Raw genomic sequence first — 17,139 nt, forward strand, 5'->3', positions numbered from 1 at the left:
CCAAGGCCGCGCAAAGGTCTAGCGGGCTTCGGGGCGCATAGCCGCGGTTTTCAGCCGGGTAGGCAGGCGGTGACTTCGATTTCGATGCGGTATTTGTCATCGATCAGGCCACATTCGATCATGGTCGCCGCTGGTGGCGCATCGCCAAAAACCTCTGACAGGATCGGCCAGCAGGGTTCAAATTCGGCGCGATCTGGCAGGTAGTAGTTCACGCGGACCACATCGGCCATGGTGCAGCCTGCCTCGCGCAGGGCCCCTTCAATGGTCGCAAGGGCGGCGCGGCATTGGTCGGTCACGGTATCGCCCTGCCCCACGGTGCCCGCCACATGAACAAAGCCCCCCGCCACAACGGCGCGGCAATAGCCGATCTTGGCCTCAAATTCACCGCCCGAAAAAATACGTCTTGTCATGATGCGCCTCTTGTCTGTCATGCCTACGCCTCTGTCAAAGCGCTTGGCCCGCCAGAGGTCAAGCGGCAAAGCTGGAACCTGCGGCTGGATGTGAAAAAGGCGCACCATCTCTGGCGCGCCTTGATCGGATAATATGCAGTCGATCTTAGCCTGCGGTAGCGGGCTCTTTCTCGGCATCGGCGTGGATCATCAGCGGTGCCGCGTCAGAGTTTACGGCCTCTTCGTTGACAACCACTTCGGTCACACTGTCCATGCCGGGCAGATCGAACATCGTGTTCAGCAGGATATCTTCGAGGATAGAGCGCAGACCACGTGCACCGGTTTTGCGTAGGATAGCACGTTTCGCAATTGCCGAAAGCGCATCATCGGTAAAGGTCAGCTGCGTGTCCTCGATCTCGAACAGACGTTGGTACTGTTTGACCAATGCGTTTTTCGGTTCGGTCAGAATTGTGACCAGCGCATCCTCGTCCAGATCCTCGAGCGTTGCCAGAACCGGCAAACGGCCAACGAATTCCGGAATCAGGCCGAATTTCAACAGATCTTCGGGTTCAAGGTCGGTGAAAATCTCGCCGATACCGCGGGAATCCTTGTCACGCACATCGGCACCAAAGCCCATGGCAGACCCTTTGCCGCGCGCTGCGATGATCCGGTCCAGACCGGCAAAAGCACCACCACAGATGAACAGGATGTTCGTGGTATCCACTTGCAGGAATTCTTGCTGTGGATGCTTGCGCCCACCTTGCGGCGGAACAGATGCGACGGTGCCTTCCATCAGCTTCAGCAATGCCTGCTGCACGCCCTCGCCCGAGACGTCACGGGTGATGCTGGGGTTTTCGGACTTGCGCGTAATTTTATCGACTTCGTCAATATAGACGATCCCGCGCTGTGCGCGTTCAACGTTATATTCCGACGACTGCAACAGCTTGAGGATGATGTTTTCAACATCTTCGCCGACATAGCCTGCTTCGGTCAGTGTCGTCGCATCGGCCATGGTGAACGGCACATCCAGAATACGTGCAAGCGTTTGCGCCAGCAGCGTTTTACCACAACCGGTCGGGCCGATCAGCAGAATGTTGGATTTCGCCAGCTCAATGTCCCCACCCTTCTGGGCGTGGTTCAGACGCTTATAGTGGTTGTGCACGGCAACCGATAAAACCCGCTTGGCCATTGCCTGCCCGATCACGTAATCGTCCAGAACATCACAGATGTCCTTGGGCGTCGGCACGCCATCGGTGGCTTTCAGCCCCGAGGCTTTGGTTTCCTCGCGGATGATATCCATGCAAAGTTCGACGCATTCGTCACAAATGAAGACGGTCGGACCTGCAATCAGCTTGCGCACCTCATGCTGACTTTTGCCACAAAAGCTGCAATAAAGTGTGTTTTTGCTGTCGCCGCTCGAAGTATTAGCCATTTCAACCCTTTCAGGTCTGTCGTTTGATCGTGCCCGCCATACGGCAGCCATCTATATTTTTTTGCTCGGTGCCAGCTTAGGCCAGCGGTGCGTGGTCCACAATCGTAAAATAACGGGCCACGCACGCCTTATTTACTTGCCTTTTTTGTTGCCAGCTTTTGGCGCGTCAGGATCATCCATCTTGCCACGATTTTCGACGATCTCGTCGATCAGGCCCCAGTCTTTGGCTTCCTCGGGAGACATAAAGTTGTCCCGCTCAAGTGCTGCTTCGACTTTTTCCAGCGGCTGACCGGTGTGTTTGACATAAATCTCGTTCAGGCGCGTTTTCAACTTTTGCGTTTCCTGCGCGTGAATCATGATGTCTGTCGCCTGACCCTGATACCCGCCGGACGGCTGGTGGACCATGACGCGGCTGTTGGGCAACGAGAATCGCATGCCCTTTTCACCCGCTTGCAACAACAACGACCCCATGGACGCCGCTTGCCCGATGACCAGCGTCGATACCTTCGGCTTGATATACTGCATCGTGTCGTAGATCGACAGACCGGAGGTCACAACACCGCCTGGGCTATTGATATACATAGAGATTTCTTTGGAGGGGTTCTCTGCCTCGAGGTGCAAAAGCTGTGCAACGATGAGCGAGGACATACCGTCATGGACAGGCCCGTTCAGGAAAATGATCCGCTCTTTCAGCAGACGCGAGAAGATGTCGTACGCACGTTCGCCCCGGCTGGTCTGTTCAACCACCATAGGGACCAGCGTGTTCATATATGTATCGTGTGGATCGTTCATAAAGCCTGCCTGATATTGCCGTTCGCCGGACCATACCCGCGAAACCTTGGCTTAAGATTAATCGCGGCATCTAAGGGGTTCAAGGGGGGCAGGTCCGATCATCTGGCTGGCTGAGGATTCGACGGCCTGGTTATGCAGTGCGCATCGCCCGAATCATCTTTACAAAACTAGTTTTATAGTTTTAGCTCAGCTCCATGACAGCACATCAAAAAACCGCCCGCGCGCTCGCCGCCCTTGGCCACGACACCCGCCTCGAGATCTTTCGCCTTCTTGTGCGCGCCGGAGACGACGCGCTGACCGTGGGTGAAATCGGGGCCCACCTGAACGCCGCCCCTTCCACTCTTGCGCACCATCTTGGGGCGCTTGTCGATGCCGGGCTGATTATCCAGCGGCGGGACGGGCGGAGCGTCGTCAACCGCGTGGACTTCGACGCCATGCGCGCAACGCTTTCGTTTCTGACCTCGGAATGCTGCACCGGCGTTTCGCTCAATAAGGATGCCGCCGCATGACCGATCTTTCCCACCCCTCCCGCAGTGCCTTGAGCGACGCGGTGCATCACATCTGGACCCGTGAACGTGTATGGCTGGCCTTTGCCGGCCTGCTGGCGGTGGTCTTTGTGGTCGACGCACCGCTGGGGGCCAGCAGCGTGCAGTTCACAATCCGCAACCTGATCGATGTTGCGCCGTTCTTGCTCTTGTCTATCGGCGTCGCTGCCTACGCCAGCGCGACAGGGGCCGACGGGTTGATTGCACGCGCTTTTACCGGATCGCCCGCCGTGATGATCGCCGTCGCAGCCGTGGCGGGCGGGCTGTCGCCGTTCTGTTCTTGCGGGGTGATCCCGTTGATCGCGGCGCTTCTTGCCATGGGGGTTCCCCTATCCGCTGTCATGGCCTTTTGGCTGGCGTCGCCTGTGATGGACCCGACGATGTTCATGCTCACCACCGGCATTATGGGGGCAGAGTTTGCCATCGCCAAAACCCTTGCCGCCGTGGGGCTCGGCATCTTCGGAGGGACCGTCGTGCACGCCTTGTCGCGCGCTGGCGCCTTGGCAGACCCGTTACGCGACGGTGTCGGGAATGGCGGCTGCGGTGCGTCAAAGGTGCGCGCGCCCCAGCCGGTCGTCTGGGCCTTTTGGCACGACGACACGCGGGTGGCAAAATTCCTGCGCGAAGCCGTTAAGACCACGTTGTTCCTGACCAAATGGCTGGCGCTGGCGTTCTTGCTCGAGAGCCTCATGCTGGCGTGGATTCCCGCAGAGCTGGTGACCCGCGCTCTTGGCGGCACCGGAATCGTACCAATCGGGGTCGCGACATTGGTCGGGGTACCGGCCTATCTGAACGGCTATGCGGCGCTGCCGTTGGTCGGCGGGCTGCTTGGTCAAGGCATGGCACCCGGTGCGGGGCTCGCGTTTCTGGTCGCAGGCGGGGTCACGTCCCTGCCCGCGGCCATCGCTGTTTGGGCGCTGGTCAAACGCCCTGTCTTTGCGCTGTATATCGGGATCGCGTTGACAGGCTCGTTTGTGTCGGGGCTGCTGTTCCAGCTTTGGGTATCACTGTAACACCCAAAGCTGGTCGTTACTTTGCCAGACAGCTGGCGAAAGCCGCCGTCAGATCGCGCAGCAGGGATGGATACATCTCGACGCCCGGTGCCAGCTGCGCGCCGATCGGGTCAAGCGAGGCAGACTTTAGGGGTGCGCCGTCTTGCAGGGCCTCGATCAGGCCCGCGTTGAACTGCGGCTCTGTGAACACGCAGGCGGCTTGTGTCTCTTTCACCACATCGCGCACGTCGGCCAATCGTGCAGCACTGGGGGCCGCCCCATCGCTCAGGGAGATCGACGCGCTTGCCTCTACGCCAAAGCGGGCTTCGAAATAGTGATAGGCATCGTGGAAAACGATGAACTTCTGCCCCGCAAGCGGCGCCAACTCTGCCTGTAGATCGGCTTGCAAATCCGTCAGACGGGCCTGCGCCTGTGCGGCATTATCGCCATAAATCGCTGCATTTTCAGGGTCTTGCTGTGACAGCATGGCCGCGATCTGATCCAGCCAGACGATCGCATTCTGCGGGTCGAGCCACATATGCGGGTCCAATGCGCCCGCCGCGTGATCGTGCCCTTCGTGCGCGTCAGTGCCTTCATGATCGGCGTGGTCTTTATCGTCGCCACGGTCATCGCCGCTATGGTCGTGCCCTTCGTGATCACCATGGTCGTCATGACCTTCGTGGGCGTCATGATCCTCATGCCCCGCTTCATCGTCGTGATCATGGGCCTCGAACGCAACACCGCTGCGGTTGGTCAACAGGCGAATGCCGTCCACATCCTGCAGGGTCAGGCGCTGTGCATCCTGTGCCAGACTATCCAAAGGCCCCTCCAGCCAAGCGGTCAGCGACGGCCCGACCCAGACCACCAGATCAGCCTGCGCCAGATTGCGGGCTTCGGTGGGGCGCATGGCATAGCTGTGGGGCGACGCGCCGGGCGGGATGATCAGATCGGGGCTGCCTGCCCCCTGCATCACCATAGACACCAACGAATGCACCGGCGCGATGTCGGTGGCGACGCGGGGTACCTCTGCGTGGGCCAGTCCGGCAGAAAAAAGGAGGGTGGTGCAAAGCAGACGGCGCATAAGGGGGCTCCCATAAAATGTTATACTATAACCTTGATAGATCACACGTTATAACATATCAATACCGAACCCTGCTACGGAGGCAAATATGTCGACCCTTGGATTTGAAACGCATGATCACGGTGCCTGTGTCGACGACGCGATGGCCGCCGCAGAGGCGCGTTGCGCGGCCTCGGACTTAAGACTGACCCCGGTGCGCCGCCGGGTGTTAGAACTGTTGCTGGCCGAACACCGCGCCCTTGGGGCCTATGACATTCTGGGGCATCTGTCAGCCGAAGGGCTTGGCGCGCAGCCCCCTGTCGCCTATCGCGCGCTGGATTTTTTGGTAAAGGCCGGGCTTGCCCACCGGATCGAGGCGCTGAATGCCTATACCGCCTGTAGCCATGTCGGATTGGACCACACGCCGGCCTTTCTGATCTGCCGCAGCTGCCAATCGGTCGCCGAAAGCGAAACGGCGTTGACGCAGGGGCGTTTGGGCGACGCGGCCCGCGCGGCGGGGTTCCAGATTGAACGCACGGTGATCGAGGCCCAAGGCCTTTGCCCCGCGTGTCAGAACGAGGCCGCCGTATGAGCCTGATCGCCACCCATAATCTGACCCTGCGCATTGGCGGTCAAACGGTGCTGCGCGACGTCGACATTGCCGTAAATGTCGGAGAGATCGTCACCATTGTCGGCCCCAATGGATCGGGCAAGTCCAGCCTGCTGCGCGCCCTGATTGGCGCGCTGAAACCTGCCGCGGGCACAATCACCCGTGCGCCGGATTTGCGCATCGGCTATGTGCCGCAAAAGCTGCAGATCGATGCGACGCTGCCGCTGACGGTGCGCGGGTTTCTGAACCTGCCCCGTCGTCAGCCGCGTGATACCGTGGCGCAGGCCTTGCTGCAGGCGGGGGTGACCGACCTTGCGAAAAAGCAGATGACCGATCTGTCGGGCGGTCAGTTCCAACGCGTCCTGTTGGCGCGCGCGCTGCTGAACAAGCCCCATATCCTCATTCTGGACGAAGCGACGCAGGGGCTGGATCAGCCCGGCTCTGCCGCGTTTTACCGCCAGATCGAAGAGGTGCGCCGCGATATGGGCTGCGCCGTACTGATGGTCAGCCACGATTTGCATGTGGTGATGGCGGCCTCGGATCGGGTGTTGTGCCTGAACGGTCATGTCTGCTGCGAAGGCACGCCCGAAATCGTCGCCGATGCGCCGGAATACCGCGCATTGTTCGGCACTGGCACCCAAGGGGCGCTGGCGCTGTATCGGCACGAACATTCGCATTCGCATGATCACACCCACGACCATACACATGATGCGGGCTGCAACCACGCGCACGGGGACCAAGATGCTAGATGACTTTTTGATACGCGCCGGGCTTGCCGGTATTGGCGTGGCATTCGCAGCCGCCCCTTTAGGGTGCTTTGTGGTCTGGCGGCGGATGGCTTATTTCGGCGATGCGACCTCGCATGCGGCCTTGCTGGGGGTCGCACTGGCCTTGGCGTTTGAACTGCCGATCTTTGCCGGGGTCCTGTTGGTCGCCCTGTCGATGGCGCTGATTGTGACGGCGCTGAACGGGCGCAGCCTAGGCACGGATACGCTTCTGGGGGTGCTGGCCCACGGGGCGCTGGCCATCGGTCTTGTCGCGGTGTCGCTGCTGCCCAACCAGCGCGTTGATCTTAGCGCCTATCTATTCGGAGAGATTCTGGCCGTCACCAAAGGCGATCTTGCGATCATCTGGAGCGGCGCATTGCTGTCGATCGCCCTGTTGGTCTGGCGCTGGCAAGCATTGTTATCGGCGACGCTGAACCCTGATCTGGCGACAGCGAGCGGCGTTAACCCGCGGCGTGAACAACTGATCCTGACGCTGGCGCTGGCGGTGACCGTTGCAGTCGCGATCAAGGTCGTCGGTGCTTTGCTGATCGCGGCGATGCTGATCATTCCCGCCGCCGCAGCACGCCCCTTTGCACGCACGCCCGAGGTCATGGCCGCGACCGCCTGCGTCATCGGGGTGATCGCCGCCTTGGGCGGGCTGGCCGCTTCCTTTGCATTTGACACACCCACCGGCCCCAGCATCGTCAGCGTCGCGGCGCTGCTGTTCATCCTATCCTCCGGCGTGGCCCCCTTGCTGAAACGCTAGGTTTTCTGCGCGGCACAAACACCAAGGGCCGCAGCATCGCGCTGCGGCCCTTGGTGTTTGGCTCAAACGCTAAAGGAGCGCGCTGATCACGCCGCCACGGGCAAAGACGGGCGCCCGGTGCTGACCAGACTATGCGGGAAAAAGACCGAGAACTTCGTGCCCTTGCCCACCGTGCTTGAGACAGAGATATCGCCACCATGCGTCAACGCCAGCTTTTTACAGATCGCAAGCCCCAGCCCCGTGCCACCTTCTGACCGGTTGTCGGCGTTTTCAATCTGGGTAAAGGCCTGGAAGATGGACTCCAGATCTTTTTGCGCCATCCCAACACCGTTGTCCTCTACCTCGAAGCGGAAGCCACCGCCGTCGACTTCGGCCCGCAGGAATATGTCTTTGGCCTTAGAGAACTTGAGCGCGTTGCCCACCAGATTGATCAGGATCTGCAAGCAGCGCCCACGGTCGGCCATCACATCAAGACTGCCGTCGGGCACATGGAGCGTGACGTCCTTGCCCTGCGCCAAGCCCTGAAACTGATCCTCGACCTGCGCCAACAGCGACCGTGTCGAAAAGGTGGTTTTCGCCAGTTTGATATCGTTCAACTCGATGCTGGTATAGTCGAGGATATCGTTAATGATGGTCAGCAGGTGGTTGCCCGCAAACTTGACGCGTTGGCCGTAAAGCTCTGCCTGATCGCCAATGATGTTATAGTGTTTTTCGGTAATCGGCTCGGACGGGGATAGCTTGGCCGAAGTGGTGGATTTGAGCTTGGTCAGAAAGCTCGCGTAGCCAATCACGATGGTCAGCGGGGTACGCAGCTCGTGGCTGAGAACGCTCATGAATTCGGATTTTGCACGGCTCGCCGCTTCGGCAGCATCACGGGCCTCGCGCAGTTGTTCGATGCTTTCCATGCGGGTGCGGATTTCGATGAAATAGGTAAATAGCCCACCCAGAGTGATCATCGTCGCGGTCCCTGCAATAAGCAACGCCAGCAGTTTATATTCCTCGGGGTTGGTGTAGCCGGGTTTCAGGCCGATACAATCCACATTGAACGCTGCCATACCGGTGAAATGCAAGCCGACGATGGACAGCGTCAGCACGCCAGCCATTTGCAGGCCACTGTGGCGCGAAACACGGCTGCCCAGATACAGCGCGACGGTCGAAAAAAGGATCGCAAGCACCACAGAGCCGATGAGATAGCTGCGGTCCCAAGCCACGACCCCTTCGATACGGTATGCCACCATGCCTGTGTAGTGCATCGCCGAAACCGCCATACCAAAGACCGCGCCGCCGATGATGGTGGTCACGAGTGACCGGAACATGCCCGCGATCATAATGCCCACGGAACACCCTAAAATCGCTATCAGCAGCGATATAAAGGTCAGCTGCAGATCAAACGTCACCGGTGCCGAAGGCTGGTAGGCCAACATCGCGATGAAATGCGTACACCAGATGGCGACACCCGCTGTCAGCGCCGTCAGCACAAACCAGATCGCCGCCTGACTGCGCGGACGCCCCAACGCATGCTGATACAAGCGCGAAACCACCCAAGACCCGAAGGCACACAACAACAGCGCCAAGAGAACCAGGCTTAGGTCGTGGTCATTGTGGATCGTGTGGGCAACTTTAAACATATCGGCGTACTCTAACTGCTAACTTCAGGTACGCTGATCGCCTCGGAAAACGGCAGATTTGAGGCGCGTTTACGTTATACTGGTGTTGGACAGCGAATTAACCGCGATTTTTCTTTATGATAAACAACAGGTTGCCGCCTTGTAAAACGCGTCACACGCCTTTGGGCAAAGGCGCTGCGTTAACCTTAACGAAACATTCAACCACCGGTGCACAAGGCACGCAGCCCGCCTTAGCGCAGTTTGCGCAGATAGGCCCAGGACACATGCCCGCGCACACGACGCGCCTGATCAAGCGAAACGTCGCACCAACGTGTGCCGCCGGTCTGCTGGCATTCGTGCACCTGCAAAACGGTGCCGTTGGGCAGTCCCAACAAGACAATAAACCCCGTCCCCGGCCCTGCCCGCATCTTGAGCATGTCATCCCCGTCCACGCCGCTGACTTCAAAGCGGCCCAGCGATCCTGCGGTTGCGGGGGTTGCGGATACTGTGGTGCCAATCACCAATGCCGATACTGCGGCGGTCATTGCTTTGCGCATTGTTCTTGCCCTTGTTCTGATAGCCTCGGGTTCGGTGGTAGCCTGCGCAGGCCGCAAAATAAACCGTCATATCAACCGGCGGGTGTTGATCCGCCGACCCTGCGCTCTTTGGGACGACAACGTCAGATGTTGTGAACGATGAAATCCGGCGACAGGCCAGCCTGCGCAATCGCATCCGCGACATCCAGCCCCGTGAGCGACCCATAGCCCGTGACCAGCGCCGTGGCAAAACCTGCCTGTGCACCGCCCAGAATATCAGTGTGCAGTGTATCACCGACCATCAACACACGCGCGGGCGAGATCGCACAATTGAACCGGCCAAGCGCGATGTCAAAGACCTGCCCGAACGGCTTGCCCAGAAACACCGGCGTGACGCCCGTGCGATCGGCCAGACGATGTGCAAACCAGCCCGGTTCGCGCGACAGACCGGTTTCACGCGGCGCGACCAGATCAGGGTTGCCCACCAGCACCGGACGCGGGGCGCGTTCCAGCGACGCCTCTAGCAATGCCTGCCGCCCGTCGGTCCAGCCGTCTGCGCCGACCAGCAAGAAACCATCTTGCGCGTCATACGTGTCGGCACTGTCATCCAGAACCGTTACAGTGTGCGTCGCCAGTTCCCCCAGATCAACGGCGGGGTTGATCATCACGCCCCATCGGCACGGCGGCAGCCCCGCGATATGTGCGGTCAGCGCTTCGCGACTGGTGGTGACCTCGGATGCGGTGAAATCAAACCCCAGACGGGCATAGCGGGCCATCATATGCGCCTTGGGATAGGCGGCAGAGTTTGACACCACACCAACCGCCTTGCCCGCCGCGCGCAGTGCCGCGATGGTATCGGTCGCACCGGGGATCGCGGTTTCGCCGACGTTCAACACACCGTAGGCGTCAAACAGGATCAGATCGAACCGCGCCGCGATATCGAGGAACTCTGCGCTTTCGGCCAGACCGCCCGCCGCAGTGCGCGGCAGGCGGTCGGCAATCTGCAGGTACCGGGCAAAGGCGGTCTGGGGGTCAACGCCGTGGTCTTGGATCACAGGATACGGCGCCGTAGATAGGCAGAGATGACCTCCCCCACGATCACCAGTGCGATGATCGCCAGCAAGATGGTCGCGACCTCGGGCCAGTTGAAGGTGTCGATCGCGCCTTGCAGGATGATCCCGATGCCGCCCGCGCCCACAAGACCCAGCACGGTGGATTCGCGCAGGTTAATATCCCACCGTAAGATAGCGACCGCCCAGAAGGTCGGCATGACCTGCGGCACGATGGCATAGACGATGACCTTGAACCGTGACGCGCCCGTGGCCTCAAGAGCTTCGACAGGGCGTGTGTCGATCTCTTCGATCGCCTCGCCCAGCAGTTTGCCGATAAACCCGATAGAGCGGAACATGATCGCCACGATACCGGCCACAACACCGGGCCCGAAGATCGCCACAAACAGCAGCGCCCAGATGATCGTATTCACTGACCGCGATGTCACAAGGATCAACCGCCCCAGCCACAAGGTCGCGCGGTTCGGCGTGGTATTCTGCGCCGAGATATAAGCGACCGGCAGCGACAGCAGCACCGCAAAAGTGGTGGCGAATGTCGCGATGTTTACCGTATCCCACAGCACCTTGAGGATGGTTTCAAGGTTGGTGGGGTCCGGCGGATACATCCGGCTAAACAGATCGCCGATCTGTTTAGGTGCGCCCCAGACCCAAGGCCAGATCACCTCTATCGAGGTCAGCGCCCAGGCGATCGCCAGCCCGCAGCCCAGAAAGATGGCATAGCGCGTCATGCGTTGCTTGAGTGTAAAGCGGGACCAGTCGTCGCGCCCGAATTGCGTAGAAAGTGAGGTCATTGGATACGCTTTCGGATGACGCCGCTGACGGCCTCGGAAAAGAGGATGACGGCCACGATGACGATGGTGATGGCAAGGGCAAAGTCATAGTCATAGCGCCCAAAGGCATTGGCGAGCGTCGCACCGATGCCCCCTGCCCCCACGATCCCCACCACGGCAGAGGCCCGCAAGTTGGAATCAAGCTGGTAGATCGTCAAACCGATCTGGCGCGGCATGATTTGCGGAAAAATCGCATACGACAGCGTCGAGAAGTACGGCGCACCGGCGGCACGCAGGGCTTCGACTTGACCAAAGTCGATCTCCTCGATCCGCTCTGCCAGCATCTTGGCGACGAAACCAATGGAATAGACGGTCAGGGTCAGCACGCCCGCAAAGGGTCCGAACCCGACCGCTTTGACGAAGAGGATCGCCACAATCACCGGATGGAAGCTGCGTGCAATGATGATGATCGCACGGCCAAGATAGAACACCGGCTTGGGGGCGACATTACCTGCGGACATAAAGGCGATGGGGATCGACAAAAACACGCCAAGCGCCGTCGCAAGCACCGCGATCTTGAGGCTTTCTAGAAAGCCGTCAATCAGCAGACCGCTGCGTTCAAAGCTGGGCGGAAACGCCCCACCGAAAATCTTGCCCGCACGGCCGATACCTTCGGCGACGCGGCCCCAGTCGATGGGCATGGTTAGTCCGACCCATCCAAAATAGGCGATGACCCCAAGATACATGGCCCACCGCAGCACGGGATTGGCAATAAAGGGCGGCTTGGCCCAGGTGTCGCGCGGCGCGGTCATGATGCGGCTGCCTTTTCGTCCGGCCCGCCACTGCGGTCGGCATGGGGGCTGCCCGCATAGATCGCCTCCATCGCGGACTGGTCCAGCATGTCGGGTTTGTCGTCAAAGATGATCCGGCCATAGCGCATACCGACGATCCGGTCGGTATATTCCTTGGCTTCGTTCACGTTGTGAATGTTGATCAGCACCGGCAGTTTAAGTTCATGCGACAGGTCGCGCAGCAGCCCCATGATCTGCTCGGATGTTTTCGGATCAAGCGATGCGGTGGGTTCATCGGCCAGCAGGATATCGGGTTCCTGCATCAAGGCGCGGACCACCCCGACGCGCTGACGTTCGCCGCCCGACAGCTGGTCGGCGCGGGTGTCGGCGTAATGGGCGATGCCCACCCGCTCCATCAGTTCATAAGCGCGGCGGATGTCCTGCTTGGGATAGCGCCGCGTGATCGCGGACCATGTTGAAATATAGCCCAGACGGCCCGACTGCACGTTCTCCATCACGGTGAGACGATCCACGAGGTTGAACCCCTGAAACACCATCCCGATCTTGCGCCGTGCGGCACGCAGGTTTTTGCCACGCAGACGGGTCAGGTCGGTGCCGTTCAGCTCGACCGTGCCCGATGTGGGTTCAACCAGCCGGTTGATACAGCGCAGCAGCGTGCTTTTGCCCGCCCCCGACGACCCGATGATGGACACGACGCTTTCACCCTGAATGGTGAGGTCAAGATTCTTGAGGACCGGATCGCCAGAGCCGTAGCGTTTGACGAGGTCAGTAATTTTCAACATGTAAGATACCTTATGCGTAAGGCCGGCCCATTGGGACCGGCCTCGACGGAAAAATCATTCAGCAGCAAGGCCTTGTGGCGTGTACTCGACACCATTGGCAGACTGGATCTGGCGAATGACGGCCCACTGGTCTTTGTAGGTGATCGGAACGAATTTGCTCACGCCCGAAAACTCTTCGCCCAATGCGGTGCCGGTGAAGTCGTAGCTAAAGAACGCTTCCTTGATCTTGTCCTTCAGCTCTGGCGTCAGGTCGTGGGCAACGCCGTAGGATGTCGTGGGGAACGGATCGCTTTCCCAGACGATGCGCACCTCGGCAGGGTCATACAGGCCGCGTTCCGCCATGCGGTCCACCACTTCGGACGCAACCGGTGCCGCGTCGTAGTCGCCCGCGACCACACCCAACATGGATTGGTCATGGCTGCCAGAGTACGTCACTTCGTAGTCCTGATCCGGCACGACGCCCAGATCGGGAAACAGCGCGCGCGGTGCCTGGTTGCCAGAATTCGACGTGGGCGATGTATGCGCCACGCGTTTACCTGCCAGGTCGGCCATCTCTTTGATGTCGCTGTCGGCTTGCGTGTAGACTTGCAGTTTATAGCCGAACTGCCCGTCCTCGGACCCCATGATCGCAAAGGGTTCAACGCCCGCAAGGTTCACAGCATATGGCGTGGGCCCGGTCGAGAAACCCGCGATATGCAAACGGCCCGAACGCATGGCTTCGACCTCGGCAGAGTTGGACTGCACGGCGAAGAACTGGACTTTCTTGCCGGTCACCTCGGACAGGTGGTCGATGAAGGGCGTCCAGATGTCTTCGTAGATGGCGGGATCTTCGACGGGCGTATAGGCAAAGACCAGCGTCGACGGATCCTTGAGCATGCTCTCGTCTGTGGGCGCATCGGCGACCAGATCGCCATTGGCGTCACAGAACATCGTATCCAGCGCACCGCGCTCTGCGCATTCTTCGGCCAGCGTGGCGGTACCGGTCATGGCAAAGGCCGCCAAAAGGCCAGCCGTTATAAAGCTACGTTTCATGTGTTTCTCCTCCCCGAGAATACCCGCGCAGAGGGTACTGCGCGATTAATTAATCGATACGAGCATTGAAGCTTTCGATTCGCAACATTTTCCGACTAGATATTTGGGAGGTGCCAAATTCAAACGGCATATTCGGATGGAGGGGAACCGCTGAATGGATACCGGAACCGAACGCCGCAATCTGCGCAAGCCAGAACGCCACGCGCAGATTTTGCTGGAGCTGCGCCTTGCGCCCCACGTGCGGGTGTCGGACCTTGCGGCGAGCTTTGAGGTCACAACCGAAACCGTGCGCCGCGATATCGCAGAGCTGAGCGCACAGGGGCTTTTGCAGAAATCCTACGGCGGGGCCTCCCCTCGCGCACCGGGGGCGCAAAGCGTGCTGGACCAACGTCAGCGCGAGCATGTCGATGAACGTCGGCAGATGGCGCAGCTTGCCCTAACGCGGGTGACCGACGGGCAAACCCTGATGATCGACGCCGGTGCAACGATGATGGAATTTGCCCGCGCCTTGGCCATGTCGGGCAAAGCAGTGACCGTGCTAACAAACAGCCTGCAGGTCGCTATGATCCTTGGGTCATCGGATGCGGTGCGCGTCATCATGACGCCGGGCGACTATCTTAACGCCGAGGCCGCGTTGACCGGGACCGCAACATGCGACTTTTTACGCGGGTATAATGTCGATGCCTGCTTTCTGGGCGCGTCGGCCTTGGATGAAACCGGCGTCACCGAAGCGATTGCGGGCTTTGCCGAGGTGAAACGCACCATGCTCGCGCAAAGCCGGACCGGGCATTTCCTGATTGATGGCAGTAAGTTTGGCAAACGTCATCTGACGCAAGTCATTGCTCTTGACGAGATGGGCTGCCTGATCACCGATATCGCCCCGACCGAAGCGCTTGACGCCGCTTTGGACTGTCATCGCACGCCTATCATCCTTCCGAACTAAGGCTGAGAGAGCGCAGTACGCAAAAGTCTAAAAAATGCCGCGATTGTGCCTGCATTTTGTCCGCAGCAGTACCGATGATGCGGGACGTTAACGAGGATCAAGCCAAGCCGCGAAGACATCGACAAAAAGTCGGGCACCGCGCAGCTTGGACGAATGAGGGTGGTGATTTGCTTAACAAATTTACGGGGTATCTTGCCTCTAAGGTCTTTATCGTCCTGACGATTATCCTGCTCGTCAGCGTCGGCAGCATCGCCTATTCTATTGTTAAGCTCGACCGCGACAATCATCTGGCGGCCCTGCGTCTTGATGTCGAGCAGGAGCTGAACTCCGTCACCGATCAAATCCAGTTGCGCTTCTTCGAGGCGGTTCTCGTCGCCAAAAATATCGAGAATACGCTTGCGATTGACGGGGAAATCGACGAACGCCAGATCGCCCGCACCGTGCGCGATCTACAGCGCCACAACCCCGATGTGATTGCCGTAGCTTTGGCCCCTAACCTATCGATTACACACAGTTTTCCCCAAACGGACAACGGCGTGACAATCGGCATGAATTACTCGCAACTGCACGCACAGATGCCCAGCGTGGCACAGGCATACCGCACGCGCGCGCCAGTGATTGATGACCGCGTCGACCTTGTCCAAGGGGGCAAGGGCTATATCATGCATTATCCGGTTTTCCTGCCCAATGCCGAGCTGTCGACCGAACAGTTCTGGGGCGTCATCTCTGTTGTGATGGATCAAAAAGGCCTGCTGCAAACCCAGCAGCGTGATTTCTCTGACCCCGCCCAATACAGTTTTGAACTCTATCCCCTGAAAGCCTCTGGCTTGGTAGAGGCCCTGCCCAATCACCGCCTGACCAAGCAGAAAGACAAGCCGGTCGTCACCACGTTTAATGTTCTAGGTGTCACTTGGGAGGCCGCCGTGCGCCCAGCCGGAGGCTGGCCCGCCTATTCACCCCAAAGCCGAAATCTGGTGGGTTTTGCCCTCATTGCCGCCATATTTCTGCTGGGTGTCCTGCTCGCCTTCCGCCGCATGGCGCTGGACCAATCCAACGCCCATGCGCTGTTGTCCGAAGCCGTGGGCGCAATCAATGAAGGGTTCATCGCCTTTGATGCCAAGGAACGGGTAATGGTGGTGAACCAGAAATACCGTGACTACCACCCTCAGATTGCTGATTTGATCGTCCCCGGTGCCAAGATGAAAGACCTGGTTGTGCATTGGGTCGACCGGTCCGATCACTTTGAAGACGCGGCCAGCAAACATACTTGGATCCGCGAGCGTCTGCAGAGTTTCCGCAATCCCGGCACTGCTTTTTTGCAGGATAGCGGTGATGACGGCTGGCTCAAAGTGACAGAGGCCAAGACGCCGCATGGCTATACCGTTGGCATCTGGACGGATGTAACGGTCGAAAAACGCGCTCAGGAAGCCGCCGAAGCAGCCGACCGCGAAAAAACCGAATTCCTTAACAATGTGTCTCACGAGTTGCGCACCCCGCTGACGGTGATTTTTGGCCGCGCCTCCTTTATGCGCCACAGCGATAAAATGCCCCAGTCTCAGCGTTTGATGGATGCACTTGAGGCGGATGGTACGGGCTGCCCGGTGGCCGCCGCCGCCGCACGCGACTACCAGCGTTTTATGACCGACCAAGGCGCTGGCATTGCCGAATCCGCGCAGCATATGATACGTCTGGTCGAAGATCTGCTGGATTGGACTAAAGTCTCTCGGGGGCAGCTTGAACTGGATATGGCCCCGATCCAGCTTGATGAAATCGCCCGCACCGTGACCCAAGAACTGCAACCCGCCGCCGAGGCCAAAGGGCTGACGTTAACCTACGTCGGCGACGGCCCCGTTACGGCGATCGCGGATAAAGTGCGGGTTAAGCAGATTTTGTATAACCTGATCACCAACGCCATCAAATTCACCAATGAGGGCAAGGTCAACTTGTCGATGCTCCATTCAGCCGACGAGATTGTGTTCAGTGTCAGTGACACCGGTAACGGCATTTCCAAGGCCGATGCGCGTCGCGTCTTTCAGCGGTTCCAGCAGGTCGACGGGTCGATGACGCGGCACAACGGAGGATTAGGTCTGGGATTGGCGATCTCTGAACAATTGGCCACGCTGCACGGCGGATCGCTGTCAATGGATAGCGAACTTGGCGTCGGCAGTACCTTTAGCCTGACCCTGCCGCGGGACACCGCCAGCACCGTCCAAAAGCGCACTTGATGATCAGCT

General features: G+C 59.4%; 18 protein-coding genes. 7 read left to right on the top strand and 11 right to left on the bottom strand.

Features of this window, described 5'->3' with window-relative positions:
• Nucleotides 1–50 precede the first annotated feature (50 nt).
• The 3 genes from E5180_RS06135 to E5180_RS06145 form a co-directional block, all read right to left on the bottom strand.
• Nucleotides 51–410, bottom strand: a complete 360-nt coding sequence (locus tag E5180_RS06135; RefSeq protein WP_005852785.1) for a RidA family protein — start codon at nt 408–410, stop codon at nt 51–53.
• 145 nt (nt 411–555) lie between these two features.
• The gene (gene clpX, locus E5180_RS06140) at nt 556–1,821 is read right to left on the bottom strand and encodes an ATP-dependent Clp protease ATP-binding subunit ClpX (protein WP_138923614.1); all 1,266 of its coding nucleotides are present in this window, start codon (nt 1,819–1,821) and stop codon (nt 556–558) included.
• A 132-nt stretch (nt 1,822–1,953) separates the two neighbouring features.
• Nucleotides 1,954–2,613, bottom strand: coding sequence for an ATP-dependent Clp protease proteolytic subunit (locus E5180_RS06145; RefSeq protein WP_138923615.1), 660 nt, complete (start codon nt 2,611–2,613; stop codon nt 1,954–1,956).
• 194 nt (nt 2,614–2,807) lie between these two features.
• Here E5180_RS06145 and E5180_RS06150 point away from each other — a divergent pair, with 194 nt between their 5' ends.
• Nucleotides 2,808–3,122, top strand: coding sequence for an ArsR/SmtB family transcription factor (locus E5180_RS06150; protein ID WP_138923616.1), 315 nt, complete (start codon nt 2,808–2,810; stop codon nt 3,120–3,122).
• Nucleotides 3,119–4,171: a permease gene (locus E5180_RS06155; protein WP_138923617.1), complete on the top strand. Its 1,053-nt coding sequence runs from the start codon at nt 3,119–3,121 to the stop codon at nt 4,169–4,171. The genes E5180_RS06150 and E5180_RS06155 overlap by 4 nt, the downstream gene beginning before the upstream one ends.
• A 16-nt stretch (nt 4,172–4,187) precedes the next feature.
• Here E5180_RS06155 and E5180_RS06160 read toward each other — a convergent pair whose 3' ends face one another.
• Nucleotides 4,188–5,231 (bottom strand): zinc ABC transporter substrate-binding protein, encoded by a 1,044-nt coding sequence (locus E5180_RS06160; protein WP_138923618.1) that lies wholly within the window; start codon nt 5,229–5,231, stop codon nt 4,188–4,190.
• 88 nt (nt 5,232–5,319) lie between these two features.
• On the opposite strand from E5180_RS06160, the gene E5180_RS06165 reads away from it, so the two are divergent.
• The 3 genes from E5180_RS06165 to E5180_RS06175 are packed head-to-tail and all read left to right on the top strand — an operon-like array spanning nt 5,320 to nt 7,353.
• A complete protein-coding gene (locus tag E5180_RS06165; RefSeq protein WP_093733929.1) occupies nt 5,320–5,802 on the top strand; it encodes a Fur family transcriptional regulator in 483 nt (160 codons plus the stop codon).
• Nucleotides 5,799–6,572 carry a metal ABC transporter ATP-binding protein gene (locus E5180_RS06170; protein ID WP_138923619.1) on the top strand — a complete coding sequence of 258 codons (774 nt, stop codon included), beginning with the start codon at nt 5,799–5,801 and terminating at the stop codon, nt 6,570–6,572. The genes E5180_RS06165 and E5180_RS06170 overlap by 4 nt, the downstream gene beginning before the upstream one ends.
• Nucleotides 6,562–7,353 (top strand): iron chelate uptake ABC transporter family permease subunit, encoded by a 792-nt coding sequence (locus E5180_RS06175; RefSeq protein ID WP_206338729.1) that lies wholly within the window; start codon nt 6,562–6,564, stop codon nt 7,351–7,353. Before E5180_RS06170 ends, E5180_RS06175 begins: the two co-directional genes overlap by 11 nt.
• Before the next feature lie 86 nt (nt 7,354–7,439).
• On the opposite strand, the gene E5180_RS06180 is transcribed toward E5180_RS06175, so the two are convergent.
• The 7 genes from E5180_RS06180 to phnD form a co-directional block, all read right to left on the bottom strand.
• Nucleotides 7,440–8,981, bottom strand: coding sequence for an MHYT domain-containing protein (locus E5180_RS06180; protein ID WP_138923621.1), 1,542 nt, complete (start codon nt 8,979–8,981; stop codon nt 7,440–7,442).
• Between the two features lie 230 nt (nt 8,982–9,211).
• Nucleotides 9,212–9,517 (bottom strand): SH3 domain-containing protein, encoded by a 306-nt coding sequence (locus tag E5180_RS06185; RefSeq protein WP_138923622.1) that lies wholly within the window; start codon nt 9,515–9,517, stop codon nt 9,212–9,214.
• A gap of 122 nt (nt 9,518–9,639) precedes the next feature.
• Entirely contained in the window at nt 9,640–10,551 is a 912-nt protein-coding gene (locus E5180_RS06190; RefSeq protein WP_138923623.1) for an HAD-IIA family hydrolase, read from the bottom strand.
• A complete protein-coding gene (phnE, locus tag E5180_RS06195) occupies nt 10,548–11,357 on the bottom strand; it encodes a phosphonate ABC transporter, permease protein PhnE (RefSeq protein ID WP_138923624.1) in 810 nt (269 codons plus the stop codon). The genes E5180_RS06190 and phnE (E5180_RS06195) overlap by 4 nt, the downstream gene beginning before the upstream one ends.
• A complete protein-coding gene (gene phnE, locus E5180_RS06200) occupies nt 11,354–12,148 on the bottom strand; it encodes a phosphonate ABC transporter, permease protein PhnE (protein WP_138923625.1) in 795 nt (264 codons plus the stop codon). Before phnE (E5180_RS06200) ends, phnE (E5180_RS06195) begins: the two co-directional genes overlap by 4 nt.
• The gene (phnC, locus tag E5180_RS06205; RefSeq protein WP_138923626.1) at nt 12,145–12,930 is read right to left on the bottom strand and encodes a phosphonate ABC transporter ATP-binding protein; all 786 of its coding nucleotides are present in this window, start codon (nt 12,928–12,930) and stop codon (nt 12,145–12,147) included. The genes phnE (E5180_RS06200) and phnC overlap by 4 nt, the downstream gene beginning before the upstream one ends.
• 54 nt (nt 12,931–12,984) lie before the next feature.
• Nucleotides 12,985–13,962 carry a phosphate/phosphite/phosphonate ABC transporter substrate-binding protein gene (phnD, locus tag E5180_RS06210; protein ID WP_138923627.1) on the bottom strand — a complete coding sequence of 326 codons (978 nt, stop codon included), beginning with the start codon at nt 13,960–13,962 and terminating at the stop codon, nt 12,985–12,987.
• A gap of 154 nt (nt 13,963–14,116) precedes the next feature.
• Here phnD and E5180_RS06215 point away from each other — a divergent pair, with 154 nt between their 5' ends.
• Together E5180_RS06215 and E5180_RS06220 are read left to right on the top strand one after the other, a co-directional pair.
• Nucleotides 14,117–14,905 (top strand): DeoR/GlpR family DNA-binding transcription regulator, encoded by a 789-nt coding sequence (locus E5180_RS06215; RefSeq protein ID WP_138923628.1) that lies wholly within the window; start codon nt 14,117–14,119, stop codon nt 14,903–14,905.
• Between the two features lie 167 nt (nt 14,906–15,072).
• Nucleotides 15,073–17,130 (top strand): ATP-binding protein, encoded by a 2,058-nt coding sequence (locus E5180_RS06220; RefSeq protein ID WP_138923629.1) that lies wholly within the window; start codon nt 15,073–15,075, stop codon nt 17,128–17,130.
• Nucleotides 17,131–17,139 lie beyond the last annotated feature (9 nt).

Origin of the sequence: Sulfitobacter sp. BSw21498 (assembly GCF_006064855.1) — a bacterium.
GTDB lineage: Bacteria > Pseudomonadota > Alphaproteobacteria > Rhodobacterales > Rhodobacteraceae > Sulfitobacter.